The organism is Rhodanobacter sp. B2A1Ga4, from assembly GCF_018101315.1.
GTDB lineage: Bacteria > Pseudomonadota > Gammaproteobacteria > Xanthomonadales > Rhodanobacteraceae > Rhodanobacter > Rhodanobacter thiooxydans_A.
In genome coordinates this window covers 1,151,741-1,167,046 of record NZ_JADBJR010000001.1, presented here as the reverse complement: position 1 = coordinate 1,167,046, position 15,306 = coordinate 1,151,741, and the positions used below count along the sequence as shown (strand labels likewise).

Sequence of the window (15,306 nt, the reverse complement as noted above, 5' to 3'; positions counted from 1 at the left end):
GGAACAAGGGCCGTGGCGCGATTTGCCGGAGAGACTTACTCCAGCCGCTGCGGCTGCTGCAGGAAGTTGCCCTGCACGAAATCCACACCGCAGGCGAACAGCAACGAGGTGCTGGTGGCATCCTCGACCCATTCGGCGATGGTCTGGCGCTTCAGCTCGTGGGCCTGCTGGCAGATCTCGGTGACCTTTTTCTGGCTTTCGGGGTGCTGCGGCAGGTCGGCCATGTAGCTGCGGTCGATCTTCAGGTAGTCCGCGTCGATGTGGTTGAGCAACTGGAACGAGTTCAGGCCCGAGCCGAACTGCTCCAGCGCGAAGCGGCCACCCAGCTTCTTCCAGCCGTTGACGAACTCCTGCGCCGGGCGCAGCAGGGTCATCACCTTGCTCTCGGTCATCTCCAGCACCAGCTGGCCGCGCTTCAGTCCAGCCTGCTTCAGCCGATCGCCCAGCCACGCCAGCAGGCTGTCGTCCTGCAGCGATGCGGCAGTGAGCTTGACGAAGAACGTGGTCTGCTGGCCCTGGCCTTCACGATCCTGCAGCGCCTTGATGGCTTGGCCGAATACCCAGCGGTCGATCGCGCCGGTGAGGCCGTGCTTTTCGGCGATCGGCATGAAGAAGCCGGGCAACACCTCGCCCTGCGGGCCATTCATGCGCAGCAGGATCTCCGAATAGTCGCCTTCGGCGTCCTGCAGGCTGATGGTCTGCTGGTGGTACAGCACCAGGCCTTCGCCGGTGAGCGCCTTGCGCAGCAGCTCCAGCCAGTAGCGCTCGCGTTCCTCGTCGGCCTTCTCGCGTGCGGCCGGGTCGTGCAGCTCGACCTGGCTGCCGCCCAGGCTTTGCGCCGTGCGCAGGGCCTGGCTGGCCTGGTTGAGCAGCAGTTCGGTGTTGGCGTTCTTCTCGCCGAGCAGGCTGCCGCCGATGCTGGCGGTGACCGTGATCGAGCGCGAACCGGCGTCGAAGATCTCGTTGCTGACGCTGTGCTGTAGCTTGGCGATCCACTCCTTGATGGCCTCGTCCGCGCGCGTGTCCAGCACCACGCCGAGGGTGTGCTCGGCGAGCATGCCGGCGACATCGTCGGCGCCGAGCAGCATGCGGATACGGTCGGCGAAGCCGGCCAGCAGTTCGTCGGCCTTGCCCAGGCCGATGCCGCCCACCAGCGAGGCCCAGTTGTCCGGTTCGATCAGCAGCAGCGACTGGCCTTTCTTGCCCTTGGCCGCCGCAGTGACGGCGTCGTCGATGGATTCCAGCATGCGGGCGCGATTGAACAGGCCGGTGACCGGGTCGCGCTGCAGTTGCTGCAGCATGGCCTGGTCGACCTGCTGCCGGCGGAACACGATCTGCAGGCAGGGTTCGCCCTCGAACGTGGCTGGTGCGAACTCCACCGTGGCGTCGAACTGGCTGCCGTCGGCGCGGCGCGCGTGCAGGGTGAGCTGGGACGGCGTTTTTTCCTGCCGTGCGTGGCCGCGCAGCAGGGTCTTGAACTCGTCGGCATGGGCCGAGTCGATCATGTCCAGCACCGGCAGCCCGAGCAGGTCGTCGAAGCTGTCGTAGCCGAAGGTCTCCAGGTAAGCCTGGTTGGCGCGCACGTGCATGCCCTCGTGCACGTAGGCGATCGCGTCGGTGGACGAGTCGAGCAGTGCGTCGCAGCGTCGCTCCGATTCGCGCAGCGAGGTCTCCAGACGGCGCACCTGGCGTCGTGTCTGCAGCGACTCGAATTCGCGCTGCAGCACCGCGATCAGCTGCTTCGGCTGGCTGCGCGAGGCGACGCCGCGGGCGCCGTGCACGAACAGGTCCGCCACGATCTGATTGTCGATCGCGTTGACCAGGCCCAGCAGCGAGTAATCGCGGCCGTACGCATCGAGCACCTTGACGGCGTCCTCCAGGCTGATGCTGGTGATCGCCGGGTCGAACATCACCACGTCCGGTTCCAGCTCGTTCACCGCGGCCTGCATCTGCTCCGCGTTGGTGGCACGGGCCGGGCGCACGGCGATGCCGGTATTGCGCAGCAGGCTGATGATCTGTTCGGCCTCTTCCAGCGAACTTTCGACAAAGAGGATCTTGATGACGAAATCTTTTTTCATGGGGCGTGGTGCTGTCCGTTGATCATCGCAGGCGACGCTGGGCGGGTGCCGCGGTCAGCCGCAGTCAGTGTTTGTAGCGGATTCCGTCCACAGCCGCCAGCGGGAAAATCATCCAATGATGACCGCTGCCCGGTTCACAGGGGGCGTTTGGATGCATCGCCGCCCACCTCGCGTACCAGCCGGGGCACCAGGTAGCCCGGCAGGCGGGCACGCAGCGCCTCCATCAGCGCCAGGGCACGACTGTCGCTGACCTCGAAATGCGCGGCCCCCTGCACGCGATCGAGCTGGTGCAGGTAGTACGGCAGCACGCCGGCGGCGAACAGCCGCTCGGACAGTTCGGCCAGTGCGTCGGCGTCGTCGTTGACCCCACGCAACAGCACGGACTGGTTGAGCATGGTGGCGCCGGCCGCGCGCAGGCGGGCGCAGGCGGCGTCGACACTGGCGTCGATCTCGTTGGCGTGGTTGGCGTGCAGCACCACCACCTTCTGCAGCGACAGGGCCGCCAGCCAGGCGATGAAGGCGTCGTCGATGCGCTCCGGCAGCACCACCGGTAGGCGGGTGTGGATGCGCAGCCGGATGACCTGCGGCAGTTCGGCCAGGCCCCGGGTCAGTTCGTCGAGCTTGTGCGTCGCCAGCGCCAGTGGGTCGCCGCCGGAGAGGATCAGCTCGCGGATTGAAGGATCCTCCTGCACGTGGGCCAGCGCCTCGCGCCATTGCCCGGCTGCGGCGATCTCCTCGCCGTAGGGGAAGTGCCGGCGGAAGCAGTAGCGGCAATTCACCGCACAGCTGCCGCTGGCGATCAGCAGCGCGCGTCCGTCGTACTTGTGCAGCAGGCCGTGCCCGGCGCGGGAGGCCATGTCGCCCACCGCGTCGGTCGTGAAGCCCTCGACGCGATCGTGCTCGGCCCGCTGCGGGAGCACCTGCAGCAGCAGGGGGTCGAAGGGGTCACCCTGGCGCATCCTGGCGACAAACCCGCGCGGGACGCGCAGGGCAAAGCCGGCATCGTCGGCAGGAATGAGGTCGGGGCGGTCGCCCAGGCCCACGGCCTGAAGCAGCTCGGCGGCGTCGGTGATGGCATCCCGCCACAGTTCGCGCCAGTCTGCGGCGGGTGAAGATAGGCGGGCGCTGGGGCTTGCGGTTATCATGTCGGGCCTTGAGCGGGCCATGATGCCCGCGGCAGATACCCATTTTAACCGCCCGACGGGCGGTTTTACCTCCGGAGCAGACAACGCATGGCGACCCTTGGCCTCAATGACGTCAAAACGGGCAAGAAGATCCTCCACAACGGTGATCCGTGGATCATCACCGAGGCCGACTTCGTCAAGCCGGGCAAGGGGCAGGCGTTCACCCGTATCCGCATCCGCAACCTGAAGGACGGCCGCACCACCGAGCAGACGCTGAAGTCCAGCGACTCGTTCGAGGAAGCCGATGTCACCGATACCGACATGCAGCTTTCCTTCATCGATGGCCTCGGCAAGGATCGGCTGTGGCACTTCATGAACATGGAAACCTTCGAGATGGTGCCGGCGACGCTGGCCGCGATGGGTGATGCATGGAAGTGGCTCAAGGGCGAGGAAGAGTGCGTGATCACGCTGTTCAACGGCGGCATCGTCGCCGTGCAGCCGCCGAAGTTCGTCGAGTTGAAGATCACCGAGACCGACCCGGGCGTACGCGGCGACACCTCGGGCGGCGGCGGCAAGCCGGCCACGCTGGAGACCGGCGCCGTGGTGCGCGTGCCGCTGTTCGTCAACCAGGACGAAGTCATCAAGGTCGATACCCGCACCGGTGAGTACGACAGTCGCGTGAAGTGAGGCGCCGGCGCGTGGGCGAACCTCACGTCCTTGCCGGCGTGCAGTCCCTGCTGAAGCGGGGATCGCGAACATGGGGCGGGCGCCGCAAGGCGTGCCGCCCCATCTCGTATCCATACCTTTGCAGAGTGAGTGAGCGATGAGCCAGATGCCCCCACAGCCCGTCGACCTGATGATCGAGGCACGCTGGGTCGTGCCGGTCGAGCCGCATGCGGTGGTGCTGGAGAACCATGCGGTGGTGGTGCAGGACGAGCGCGTCGTGGCCGTGCTGCCGATCGCCGACGCGCGGCTCGCCTACGCGCCGCGCGAGCGCGTCGAACTGGGCGAGCACGCGCTGATCCCCGGCCTGGTCAACAGCCACACGCACAACCCGATGACCCTGCTGCGCGGCCTCGCCGACGACCTGCCGCTGATGGTGTGGCTGCAGCAGCACATCTGGCCGGCCGAGGCGAAGGTGATGGGCACCGAGTTCGTGCGCGACGGCGTCGAGCTGGCGGTGGCCGAGATGCTGCGCGGCGGCACCACCTGCGCCAACGAGAACTACTTCTTCCCCGACGTGATCGGCGCCACCTACCGCAAGCTGGGTTTCCGCGCGGTGGTCGGTCTGCCGGTGATCGAGTTCCCCACCGCGTGGGCGAAGACCCAGGACGAATACTTCGAGCGTGCCGGCGCGGTGCACGACAGCTTCCGCGGCGACCACCTGATCAGCACCGCGTTTGCGCCGCATGCGCCGTATACCGTGTCGGACGAGAGCTTCGAGCGCATCCGCGTGCTGTCCGACCAGCTCGACATCCCGGTGCACCTGCATACGCACGAGACCGCGCACGAAGTCGAGGACGAGAAGGCCAGGAGCGGGCTGCGCCCGTTCCAGCGGCTGCAGAAGCTGGGCCTGGTCAACGACCGCCTGATCGCCGTGCACATGACCCAGCTGACCGACGGCGAGATCGCTGCCTGCGCCGCTGCCGGCGTGTCGGTGGTGCATTGCCCGGAGTCCAACCTGAAGCTGGCCTCCGGCTTCTGCCCGGCGGAGAAGCTGCGCCTGGCCGGCGTCAACGTGGCGCTGGGCACCGACGGCTGCGCCTCCAACAACGACCTGGACATGTTCGGCGAGATGCGCACCGCCGCGCTGCTGGCCAAGGCGGTGGCTGGCGATGCGGCCGCATTCGACGCGGCGTTTGCGCTGCGCGCGGCCACGCTCAACGGCGCGAAGGCGATCGGGTTGGAGGCGAGGATCGGCTCGATCGAGGTGGGCAAGCAGGCCGATTTCGCCGCCGTGCGCTTGAGCGACCTGGAGACCCAGCCGCTGTTCCACGTGATCTCGCAGCTGGTCTACGCCACCGGCCGCCACCAGGTCAGCGACGTGTGGATCGCCGGCAGGCGCAAACTGGCCGGGCGCGAGCTGGTCGGCATGGATACTGCCGCGATCCTCGAGCGCACGCGCGCCTGGCGTGAACGCATCGCCGCGGCCTGAACCGAAGTCCCCGATGAACCGTTACCTGATCCTGCTGATCCGCCGGCCACACCTCGACCCGGCCGTGGTGCCGCTGCACCTGGCGTTCCTGCAAGGCTTGCGTGCAGACGGCCGGGTGGAACTCTCCGGCGGCTTCAGCGACAAGTCCGGCGGCGCCTACCTGCTGCACGCGGCCGACCTCGCCGAGGCGACCGCGATCGTGCAGAACGACCCGGCCCACGTCAGCGGCGGCTGGGACATCACGGTGTACGAGTGGCAGACATGAACTTTTGCGCTCATCCGTGAGCGCTAGAGATCAAAAGACGGCCATCCTTGGCCGCACTCTTCAATCAAAGAGGCTTGTGCTCGTCAATAGAGTGCGAAAATCAGGCGGCGGCCATCCATGGCCGCACTTTCAATAAACTCATGTACTCACCGTGGACTCGAACATGATCGCCGCCAACGTCAACCCCGAGGAAATCGCCCGCTTCGACAGCCTGGCGGCGCGCTGGTGGGACCCCGACGGCGAGTCGCGTCCGCTGCACGACCTCAATCCGGTGCGCGTGGCCTATGTCGCGGCGCGCATCGAGCTGCGCGGGGCGAAGGTTGCCGACGTCGGTTGCGGCGGCGGCCTGCTCAGCGAGGCGCTGGCGCGTGCCGGCGCGAAGGTCACCGGCATCGACCTGGGTGACAAGGTGATCGAGGTCGCGAAACTGCACCTGCATGAATCCGACCTCAGTGTCGACTACCGCGTGCAGTCCTCCGCAGAGTTGGCGGCGACCGAGCCGGGAGTTTTCGACGCGGTGTGCTGCATGGAACTGATCGAGCACGTACCCGACCCGGCAGCGCTGGTGAACGACCTGGCTGCGATGCTGAAGCCGGGCGGGCGGCTGTTCATGTCCACCCTCAACCGCACGCCGGCCGCGTTCGGCGCGGCGATCGTGGGTGCGGAATACGTGATGCGCCTGCTGCCGCGCGGCACCCATCACTACGCGCAGTTCCTCAAGCCGTCTGAGCTGGGCCGCCTGCTGCGCCACGCCGGGCTGGAGCTGGAAGACGTCTCCGGGTTGGCCTACAACCCGCTCAACCGCAAGGCCCGGTTGAGTTCGATCACCGCGGTCAACTACGTGCTCAGCGCACACAAACCGACATGAAGCCCTTGCCCGGAAACATCCAGGGCGTGTTGTTCGACCTGGACGGCACCTTGCTCGACAGCGCGCCCGACCTGTACGCAGCCCTGCAGGCGCAGTGTGCGGAAGAGGGTGTGCCGCCGCCACCGTACGCACCGGTGCGCGAGGTAGTCTCGCGCGGTGCGCGTGCGGTGCTGCGCTGCGCGTTTGCCGATCGCGGCGAGCCTGCGCTGGAAGCGCTGGTGCCGCGCTACCTGCAGCTGTACCAGGACGTGATGGCACAGCAGACGCACGCGTTCGACGGCGTCGACGAGTTGCTGGCGCGGATCGAGGCGCACGGCCTGCGCTGGGGCATCGTCACCAACAAGGCGGGTTTCCTTACCGACGAACTGGTTGCCCGCATCGGCTGGGCCGGGCGCGCTGGCGCCGTGGTCTGCGGCGATACCCTGGCGGTGAAGAAGCCCGATCCGGCACCGGTGCTGCTGGCCTGCGAACGCGCCGGCGTGGCGCCCGCGCACAGCCTGTTCGTCGGCGACGACCGCCGCGACGTGCAGGCCGGGGCGGCCGCCGGCCTGTACACGGTGGCGGTGAGCTGGGGCTACCTCGATGGCGGCGATCCGCACACTTGGGGCGCCGATGCTGTGCTGGATCACCCGGCCGAGCTGGCCGAACTGCTGCAATTGCAACCGGTACCGGCATGATCGAACTGGTCGAACAGAACGCGGTGCTGCAGGGCTTCATCGACAAGTGGCTGGCGGTGCAGCCACAGCAGCGCGTGGCGCTGGCCTTCGTCGATGGCCGGCGTTACCCCGGCCACATCGCGCTGGCCGCGCTGGAGCAGGAACTGCTCGGCGCTGCCTATGGCATCCGCGAGCCGCAGGTGGCCACCGCCAAGCTCAACTGGTGGGCCGAGGAACTGGCCGGCGCGCCAGCCAGCGGCGGGCGCCATCCATTGAGCCAGGTGCTGTTCGACGACGAGCGCGCGCATGCCATCGCCAGCGAGCTGTGGCTGGCGCCGGTGCTGGCTGCGATGGCGCAACTGGAGCAGGGCACTGCCACCGACTTCCCCGCGCAGATCGAGGCAGCGTTGCCGCTGCACGGTGCGCTGGCCGCACTGGAAACCGCCTGGTGGTATGGCACTGATGCGTCGCCGGCACGGGCATCGCGGGTCGCCGTATTGAACCACCTGCTGTATGCGCTGCTGCGGCTGCAGCAGGATGTCGAGCGCGATCGCCTGCCGCTGCCGATGGCGCGGCTGGCGCGGCATGGCCTGAGCCGCGTGCAATTGCGCAGCCACGGCGCGGCGCGGCAGCAGGCGATCAAGGCGCAACTGGACGACCTGCTGGCCAGCTGGCAGGAGTCGGCCACGCTGGCCGGGCCGCTCAGCGTATTCCGCGCGCTGGAGTCGCGCCACGCCAGCAGCCTGGCGCGCCGTGCGGCGCGCGCCGCCGACGCGCTGGCGGTGCTGCAGGCCGGCCAGTCGCGTACCGCGCTGACCACCGCACTGCAGGCCTGGCAGGCCGCGCGTGCATGGCGCCGCCACGTGGCGTAAAACGGCCACGGACGCAGCGTTTCCATCGCGCCACTATTGCGCGGCCGCCTGCCTGCCCCAAGATTGTCTGCTTCACGGCGACCGCTCGCCGATGCCAGGATTCCCCGCCATGCCGAACCAGGAAAATACCGCCCGCCTGTTGCCCGATGTCGCCGTGCACGCGCAGCCGCATCTTGCCGGTGCGCTGGACTGGGTCGGCATGGCCGACATCCAGGTGCCGGTGTTGTTCGACGCCGGCGATGGCCAGCCGCAGCGTTCCAGCGCCCGGGTCGGCGCCTTCGTCAACCTCAACCGGCCGGACAAGCGCGGCATCCACATGTCGCGGCTGTACCTGCAGGTCGAACAGGCGCTGAGCACGCAGACGCTGAATGCGCCGATGCTGCATGCACTGCTGCGCGGTTTCCTCGAATCGCACAAGGATCTGTCCGACCGCGCCTGCCTCAGCATCCATTTCGAACACCTGGTGCGCCGCCCCGCGCTGAAAAGCGCCAACAGCGGCTGGCGCGCGTACCCGGTGTGCATCGAGGCCAGCCTCACCGGTGACGAGTTCCTGCTCGAGTTCGGCACCGAGGTGGTCTATTCCTCCACTTGCCCGGCTTCCGCCGCGTTGTCGCGCCAGCTGATCCAGGACCAGTTTGCCAGCGACTTCGACGCCGGCAAGCCGCTCGACCACGCGGCGGTGCTGGCCTGGCTCGGCAGCGAGAAAGGCATCGTCGCCACGCCGCATGCCCAGCGCAGCGTGGCGCGGCTGCGCATCCGCCCGGTGATCGGCGCGGGCTTCCACCTGATCGGCCTGGTCGACTGCGTCGAGCGTGCGCTCGGCACACCGGTGCAGACCGCGGTGAAGCGAGAGGACGAGCAGGCTTTCGCGCTGGCCAACGGCGGCAACCTGATGTTCTGCGAGGATGCCGCCCGGCGCATTCAGAAGGCGCTCGACGCCGATGCCGCGCTGGGTGACTTCCACATCCGCGTCGAGCACCAGGAAAGCCTGCACCCGCACGACGCGGTGGCATACGCGAGCAAGGGCGTGGAAGGCGGCTACGGCTCCACGCCGTGACCATCGCTACCCCTTGCGCCGGCCCGGCGTTGGCGACCATCCCGAGGTAACCGCGTTTCACGCGAGACAGGGGCGGCGGCCTTGTGGCGACGGGTCCGCATTCCAGAACGGTCAATGTGCCTCGGGGGAATCTCCGCGGTGGCGACAGCGGGAAAAATGAAAGTGTTCGGGCACCGGATCCTCGCCACCATCGCACAACGGCTGGCAGCGCAGCAGCCGCCAGCTGGTCAGCAGGCTGCCGCGCCACGGACCGAAGCGGGTGACCGCAATCCGTGCATAATCGGAGCAGGTAGGGTGGAAGCGGCAGTGTGGACCAAGCAGGGGACTGAGCCAGCGCTTGTACAAACGCAGCATCCACAGTATCAATCGGGTCAGGACATTCACGGTGCCGGAACGGCTTGCGGCGGGTAGTGGTACAAGTATTCCAGAAGCGAGCTTGCTGGTGTAGGACACATGGGCTATAACACCCGGCCGCCACGGCCAAAAACGGTGAAGGGATATGGCGAAAACGACGCGTAGTTCGACCGCTGCCAAGGCGCAGAAAGGCAAGTCTCCGGCAGGGATCAAGGCCGCCAAGGTGAAGGCGGCTGGCGGCAGGGGGCGGATCGTGAAGAGTGTCGGCAAGGCTGCGCCGAAAAAGGCTGTCGCCAAGCAGGCCGCTGCAAGGAGGCCAGTCGCCAGGCCCGCGGCCAAGAAAGTCGTCGCCAAGTCGCCCGTGAAGAAGCCCACCGTGAAGAAGGTAGTTGTGAAGAAAGCCGCCGTGAAAAAGGTGGCGTCCAGGAAAGTCGCCGCGAAGAAGCCCGTACCGAAGAAGGCCATCGTGAAGAAGGCTGCCGTCAAGAAGGCTGCCGTCAAGAACACCAAACCCAGGAGTGGTGCCGCCGCGAAACCGGCAGCGAAGCCAGTGACCAGGGTGGTCGCCAAAAAAGCAGCACCGGCCAAACACGTGGCGAAGCATGCCGCGAAGCCGACGGCCAGGCCGACCCCGCCGGCCGCCAAACCAGCAGCCAGGCTGGCGTCGAAACCCGTTGCCAAGCCGGCAGCGGTGGTCGTCAAAAGCGTATCCCCGGCACCCGCCAGCGCCCTGTTCAAGGGCAAGGTGGCGAGTGCCACCGCCATGGTGATACCGCGCGCAGCCCCAGCCGCCGCGGGCCATGCCTCTTCCCACAAAAATCAGAAAAACTCGTCGTCCTCAATGAATAAATCCGCTGCAAAGAAACTCGACAACGGCATCACCCGCGAAGACGGGCGATATGCGCTGCCGTCCACCAGCAACATCACGTTGCCCAAGGGTTATCACCCCTCGCCGAGCGAGGAGTACATGAACCCGATGCACCTGGCCTACTTCCGCAACAAGCTGCGTGACTGGCGCGACCAGCTGGTGGAAGAGTCGCGCCAGACCATGGACAACCTGCGCGAGGAAGTGCGCGACGTCGGCGACGAGGCCGAGCGCGCCACCCGCGAAACCGAGAATTCGCTGGAGCTGCGCACCCGTGACCGCTACCGCAAGCTGATCTCCAAGATCGACAAGGCGCTGCGCCGGATCGAGGAGGGCAGCTACGGCTTTTGCGAGGAGACCGACGAGGAAATCGGCGTCGACCGCCTCGACGCGCGCCCGATCGCCACGCTGTCGCTGGATGCGCAGGAGCGTCGCGAGCACCTGCAGAAGCAGATGGGCGACTGAGCGAAGCGCCATCCCTGCGGCCGGGGACGGCGTCGTTGTCCGCATCTACCATCAACAAAACCCCCGCGCCTCGTGGCTCGGGGGTTTTGTTTTTTTCGGGCGGGCTCGACGCTAGAACTGGTAGTGCAGGGTGAGGTTCGCGCCACGCGGTGCGCCCGGCAGGTTGAGGTTCGGGCTGGTGCCGTGGGCGGACACGATGTAGCGCGTGTCGAACAGGTTGGTCAGGTTGAGCTGCAGCGAGAGCGGCCCGGTGCGGTACTGCGCCATGAGGTCGGCGGTCACGTAGCCGGGCAGGGTCACCGTGTTGCCCGGGTTGGCCTGTCGCGCACCGACCAGGTTCAGGCCGCCGCCCAGCTGCCAGTGCTCCGCGAACGCGCGGGTGACCCACAGGTTGCCGCTGTTGCGGGGAGTGAGGGTGGCGCGCTTGCCCTGCACAGGGCGCCCGGCGTCCATCGCCACGGAACGGGTGACGCGTGCATCCAGCAAGGCGTAGCCGGCGAGCAGGCGCCAGCCATCCGTCAGGTCCGCGGCAGCGCTGAGCTCGACGCCACGCGTGCGTTGCGTGCCGATCGGCAGCACTTTCTGCGTGACCGGATCGGTGGCCTTGATGCCGCTGCGCTCCAGCTCGAAGATCGCGGCGTTGAAGGTGACGCGCCCGTCCAGCAGGTCGTATTTCGCCCCGACCTCGGTGTTGTGCGTGCGCTCGGGGGCGATGTCCGCATTGCTCGCCGCGAGAGCGAACGCCTCGCCGGACGGCTGGAACGAACGACTCCAGGACACGTAGTAGGACTGCATGGCCGAAGGCTGCCAGACCACGCCCACGCGCGGACTCAGTACCTTGTCGGTGCGCGCGAGGTTCCGCTGGCCCGGCAGATGGTTTTCCGTCCGTTGGCGGAAGCGGTCGTAGCGCACGCCCAGCAGGGCTTTCCACTGCGAGCCCAGGCTCAGCAGATCCTGCAGGTAGACGGCGCTGGTGTCGAAGATGCCGAGGTTGTCGGCAGCCGGCGCGCGAGCCACCTGCAGCGGCAGTACCGGCAGCACCGGATGGAACAGGTCGACCATGGCCACGCCACTGGCGCTGCGATTGAGCTGGGCCTTGTCCTGCCGCCCCAGCTCCAGGCCGTAGAGCAGCTCATGGCTGAGCGTGTCGCCGGCCAGATGCTGGCTGAGTTCGGTCTGGTTGAACCAGCCGTGCTCGTGTCGGTCCACGTTGGAGCGGTTGAGCGAAACGGTTCGCGCGTTCTCGTTGACGCTGCCCGGCAGCGTGTTGTTGCGGTCGAGCTTGTAGTCGTACCAGCGCGTGGCGTTGCGCAGCGTCAGGTCGTCGCTGAAGGTGTGGGTCAGGGTCGCGGTGGTCGAGCTCACGGTCGACTCGCTGGTGTCGACATCGCGCGCATTGGCCGCGCCGTAGTAGGTGCCCCTCGGCACGTCGACCGGGCGCCCGTGCCAGGCCGGTATGCCGAAATCGGTGACGCGGCGGTCCTTCAGGTAATCGGCCTGCAGCAGCAGCGTGGTGTTGCTGCCGGGATGCAGCAGCACCGAGGGAGCCACGGCGCGGCGCTTGAGGAACTGCGGGTCGCGATAGCCGTTGGCATCCTCGATCGCGCCGGTGAGTCGCCACGCGCTGCCGGCGTCGCCGAAACGCCGGCCGACGTCCAGCTCGCCGCGGCGATCGGCCCAGCTGCCATAGCTGAGCGCGACCTGGCCGCCGTCGGTGCCCGGCTGCCGGGTGATGCGATTGATCAGGCCGCCCGACGAGCCGCGTCCGTACAGCACCGACGCCGGCCCCTTCAGCACCTCGATGCGCTCGATGTTGGAGAGGTCGCGGAAGTACAACGCGTCGTCGCGCAGGCCGTCGACAAACTGGTCGGCGATCGCGGTGAAGCCGCGGATGGAAACCTGGTCGCGCTGGCCGTCACCGGTCGAGAAGCCGACGCCCGGCACGTTCTTCAGCGCGTCCTGGATCGACGTGGCGTGCTGGTCGCGCAGCACGCTGGCCGGCACCACGTTCACCGTTTGCGGCACGTCGCGCAGGGCGGCGTCGATCCTGGTGGCGCTGGTGGCGTCCGGCACGTGGTAATCGCCGGGATGCGTGGCCTGCACGTTGACGCCGGGCAGCAGTTTGGCCTCGTCGGCGGAAGCGTCGGCAAAGGCCCGGGGCGAACCCAGGATGGCGAGCATGGCGAGGGAGAGAGGCAGCAGGCGCATGGAGGAATCCTGGGCAGCAGTGGGCCACGCACATCCCTCGCGGGGGACGCGACGAGCACACAAGGGATGGCGCCGGGCCGGCGTGGCGCTGGCTGGCTCAGGCCGCGGCGAACGGATGGAGCGCTTTCATCGTTGCTGGCCGGGAATGGTCATCAACGATGTTGAGAATTATTCTCATTTGATCGCAAAGTGTCAACACTGCACTGAATTGACGCCGTGCGGTGCGCGGCGGGCACCGTTGCGGTTTGCAGGCAGCTGCGAAAGGCGCGTGGCGTCTCGGCTTCGTGCTGCGGCGGTCAGCCCCCGCCCGCCGCGGCGGCGTAGCCCTTCAGCTTGGCCAGCATCGCGGCCAAACCGTTCGAGCGGGTCGGCGAGAGATGCTTGGCCAGGCCGATCGTGCCGATGAAGGCCGGCTCGGTGGCGAGAATCTCTGCTGCGGGGCGGTCGGAATAGACACGCAACACCAGGGCGATCAGGCCGGACACGATCGCCGAATCGCTGATCGCCTCGAAGTGCATCTTCGACGCATCGCCACTGGGCACCAGCCAGACCATCGACTGGCAGCCGTGCACGCGGTACGCCTCAGTCTTGTACTCGTCCGGGAGCGGTGGCAGCTGCCGGCCGAGATCGATCAGGTACTGGTAGCGTTCAGTCCAGTCACCGAGGAAGGCGAATTCCTCGGCGATCTCCTGCTGCACCTGCTCGGCGCTGGTAGTGGCGGTGGCGTTCATACACTCATTATCGCGCGGGGCGGGGCGGGAAATGAAATGCGCAGGGTGCGCTCCTGCATTTGCGTCACGGCTTGGCGATGCTCCAGCGCGTGCCCTGGGCACCGTCCTCGATCGCGATGTGCATGGCCGCCAGTTCGTCGCGGATCGCATCGGCGCGGGCGAAATCGCGGGCGGCGCGGGCAGCCTGGCGCTGTTGCAGCAGATCCTCGACGTAAGCCGCGTCGACGGCGTCCTCGCCGCGCCGGAACCAGGCTTGCGGGTCCTGCTGAAGCAGGCCAAGCAGGGCGCCGCCGCCGAGCAGGTCGGCTTTCGCCTCGGCGCTGCCGGACTGGCGCGCCGCGTCCGCCAGCACGGACAGCTCGGCCAGCGCCTGCGGCGTGTTGAGGTCGTCGCACAGGGCTGCCTCGATGCGCTCCGGTACCGGCAGTTCGCCAGCCGGCAGCTCGACCGCGGCCAGGTCGCGCAGCACGCGATACCAGCCGTCCAGCGTGCTGCCTGCCTGGGTGATTGCGGCTTCCGACCAGTCCAGCGGCTGCCGGTAGTGGCCGCTCAGCAGGCGCAGGCGCAGTGCCTCGGGCGGGTACAGCTGCAGCAGCTCATGCACCAGCAGCACGTTACCCAGCGACTTGGACATCTTGCGGCCATCGAAGGTGAGCATGCCGTTGTGCATCCACCAGCGCGCGAACACCTTGCCGCCGTGCGCGCAGGTGGACTGGGCGATCTCGTTCTCGTGGTGCGGGAACAGCAGGTCGATGCCGCCGGCATGGATGTCGATGGTGTCGCCCAAGTGCGCCGCGCTCATCGCCGAACACTCGATGTGCCAGCCCGGACGGCCGCGGCCCCACGGGCTGTCCCAGCCGGGCAGTTCGGGCGTGGATGGTTTCCACAGCACGAAATCGCCGGCGTTGCGCTTGTACGGTGCCACCTCGACGCGGGCACCGGCGATCAGTTCCTCAGGGTCGCGACCGGACAGCTCGCCGTAGGCCGGGAACGAGCCGACGTCGAACAGCACGTGGCCTTCGGCGGTGTAGGCGTGCCCGCCGTCCAGCAGATTTTCGATCATGGTGATGATCGGGCCGATGTGGGTGGTGGCGTGCGGCTCGACATCCGGCGGCGCCACGCCGAGCCCGGCCATGTCCTCACGGTACGCCTGCGCGAAGCGTTCGGTGATCGCACCGATCGGCACACCCTGTTGCTGAGCGGCAGTGTTGATCTTGTCGTCGACGTCGGTGATGTTGCGGGCGTACCGCACCTGCGGGTAATGCCGGCGCAGCAGGCGCACCAGCACGTCGAACACCACCGGCCCGCGCGCGTTGCCGATATGCACGTAGTTGTAGACGGTGGGGCCACACAGGTACATCGTCACGCGCTCGGGGTCGAGCGGGGCGAACGGTTCGGTGCGGCGGGTCAGGCTGTTGTAGAGCGATATCGGCATCGATGGAATCCGCGGCTTGGGGCTGCGCAGGGCAGGGCGCAGCCAGCCCGGCATCTTAACAAGGTGTAAGTAGCCGAGTCCTGCAAGCCCTGCCAGGGCGGGTTCTAAGCGTGTATTCAGCGTTAATTTGCTGGAATGCTGCCAGTACGCGCGCAAGCGCGCCCGCAGTCCTG

The 15,306-nt window shown here is 67.6% G+C and carries 14 protein-coding genes; 8 read left to right on the top strand and 6 right to left on the bottom strand.

All coding sequences use genetic code 11. The features are described 5' to 3' along the window. Window positions 1-35: 35 nt before the first annotated feature. Both IMW82_RS05445 and epmB read right to left on the bottom strand, forming a co-directional pair. Window positions 36-2,078, bottom strand: coding sequence for a GGDEF domain-containing phosphodiesterase (locus tag IMW82_RS05445; protein ID WP_108472514.1), 2,043 nt, complete (start codon window positions 2,076-2,078; stop codon window positions 36-38). Between the two features lie 134 nt (window positions 2,079-2,212). Then, on the bottom strand, window positions 2,213-3,223 hold the full coding sequence (epmB, locus tag IMW82_RS05440; protein ID WP_108472515.1) for an EF-P beta-lysylation protein EpmB: 1,011 nt from the start codon (window positions 3,221-3,223) through the stop codon (window positions 2,213-2,215). A gap of 87 nt (window positions 3,224-3,310) precedes the next feature. On the opposite strand from epmB, the gene efp reads away from it, so the two are divergent. The 7 genes from efp (at window position 3,311) to folE2 (ending at window position 9,075) form a co-directional block, all read left to right on the top strand. After that, complete coding sequence (gene efp, locus IMW82_RS05435) at window positions 3,311-3,889, top strand: elongation factor P (protein WP_108472516.1); 579 nt, start codon at window positions 3,311-3,313, stop codon at window positions 3,887-3,889. Between the two features lie 136 nt (window positions 3,890-4,025). Beyond that, on the top strand, window positions 4,026-5,357 hold the full coding sequence (locus tag IMW82_RS05430) for a TRZ/ATZ family hydrolase (protein ID WP_108472517.1): 1,332 nt from the start codon (window positions 4,026-4,028) through the stop codon (window positions 5,355-5,357). A 13-nt stretch (window positions 5,358-5,370) separates the two neighbouring features. Then, entirely contained in the window at window positions 5,371-5,622 is a 252-nt protein-coding gene (locus IMW82_RS05425) for a YciI family protein (protein WP_108472518.1), read from the top strand. Window positions 5,623-5,785: 163 nt separating this feature from the next. Then, complete coding sequence (gene ubiG, locus IMW82_RS05420) at window positions 5,786-6,490, top strand: bifunctional 2-polyprenyl-6-hydroxyphenol methylase/3-demethylubiquinol 3-O-methyltransferase UbiG (RefSeq protein WP_108472639.1); 705 nt, start codon at window positions 5,786-5,788, stop codon at window positions 6,488-6,490. Continuing rightward, window positions 6,487-7,167, top strand: coding sequence for a phosphoglycolate phosphatase (gph, locus tag IMW82_RS05415; protein WP_108472519.1), 681 nt, complete (start codon window positions 6,487-6,489; stop codon window positions 7,165-7,167). The genes ubiG and gph overlap by 4 nt, the downstream gene beginning before the upstream one ends. Then, on the top strand, window positions 7,164-8,018 hold the full coding sequence (locus tag IMW82_RS05410; protein WP_108472520.1) for a phytoene synthase: 855 nt from the start codon (window positions 7,164-7,166) through the stop codon (window positions 8,016-8,018). Before gph ends, IMW82_RS05410 begins: the two co-directional genes overlap by 4 nt. A gap of 109 nt (window positions 8,019-8,127) precedes the next feature. Next, on the top strand, window positions 8,128-9,075 hold the full coding sequence (gene folE2 / locus IMW82_RS05405; RefSeq protein ID WP_108472521.1) for a GTP cyclohydrolase FolE2: 948 nt from the start codon (window positions 8,128-8,130) through the stop codon (window positions 9,073-9,075). 111 nt (window positions 9,076-9,186) lie between these two features. Here the strand turns inward: folE2 and yidD are convergent, their stop codons facing one another. Then, the gene (yidD, locus tag IMW82_RS05400) at window positions 9,187-9,429 is read right to left on the bottom strand and encodes a membrane protein insertion efficiency factor YidD (RefSeq protein WP_211004307.1); all 243 of its coding nucleotides are present in this window, start codon (window positions 9,427-9,429) and stop codon (window positions 9,187-9,189) included. Window positions 9,430-10,270: 841 nt separating this feature from the next. Here yidD and dksA point away from each other — a divergent pair. Continuing rightward, window positions 10,271-10,759: an RNA polymerase-binding protein DksA gene (gene dksA / locus IMW82_RS17960; RefSeq protein ID WP_108472522.1), complete on the top strand. Its 489-nt coding sequence runs from the start codon at window positions 10,271-10,273 to the stop codon at window positions 10,757-10,759. A 111-nt stretch (window positions 10,760-10,870) separates the two neighbouring features. On the opposite strand, the gene IMW82_RS05390 is transcribed toward dksA, so the two are convergent. From IMW82_RS05390 to cysS, 3 genes are all read right to left on the bottom strand, one after another. Then, window positions 10,871-12,967 (bottom strand): TonB-dependent siderophore receptor, encoded by a 2,097-nt coding sequence (locus IMW82_RS05390; protein ID WP_211004028.1) that lies wholly within the window; start codon window positions 12,965-12,967, stop codon window positions 10,871-10,873. A gap of 296 nt (window positions 12,968-13,263) precedes the next feature. Continuing rightward, the gene (locus tag IMW82_RS05385) at window positions 13,264-13,698 is read right to left on the bottom strand and encodes a SufE family protein (protein ID WP_211004027.1); all 435 of its coding nucleotides are present in this window, start codon (window positions 13,696-13,698) and stop codon (window positions 13,264-13,266) included. 64 nt (window positions 13,699-13,762) lie between these two features. Continuing rightward, window positions 13,763-15,133, bottom strand: coding sequence for a cysteine--tRNA ligase (cysS, locus tag IMW82_RS05380; RefSeq protein WP_211004026.1), 1,371 nt, complete (start codon window positions 15,131-15,133; stop codon window positions 13,763-13,765). Window positions 15,134-15,306: the final 173 nt, after the last annotated feature.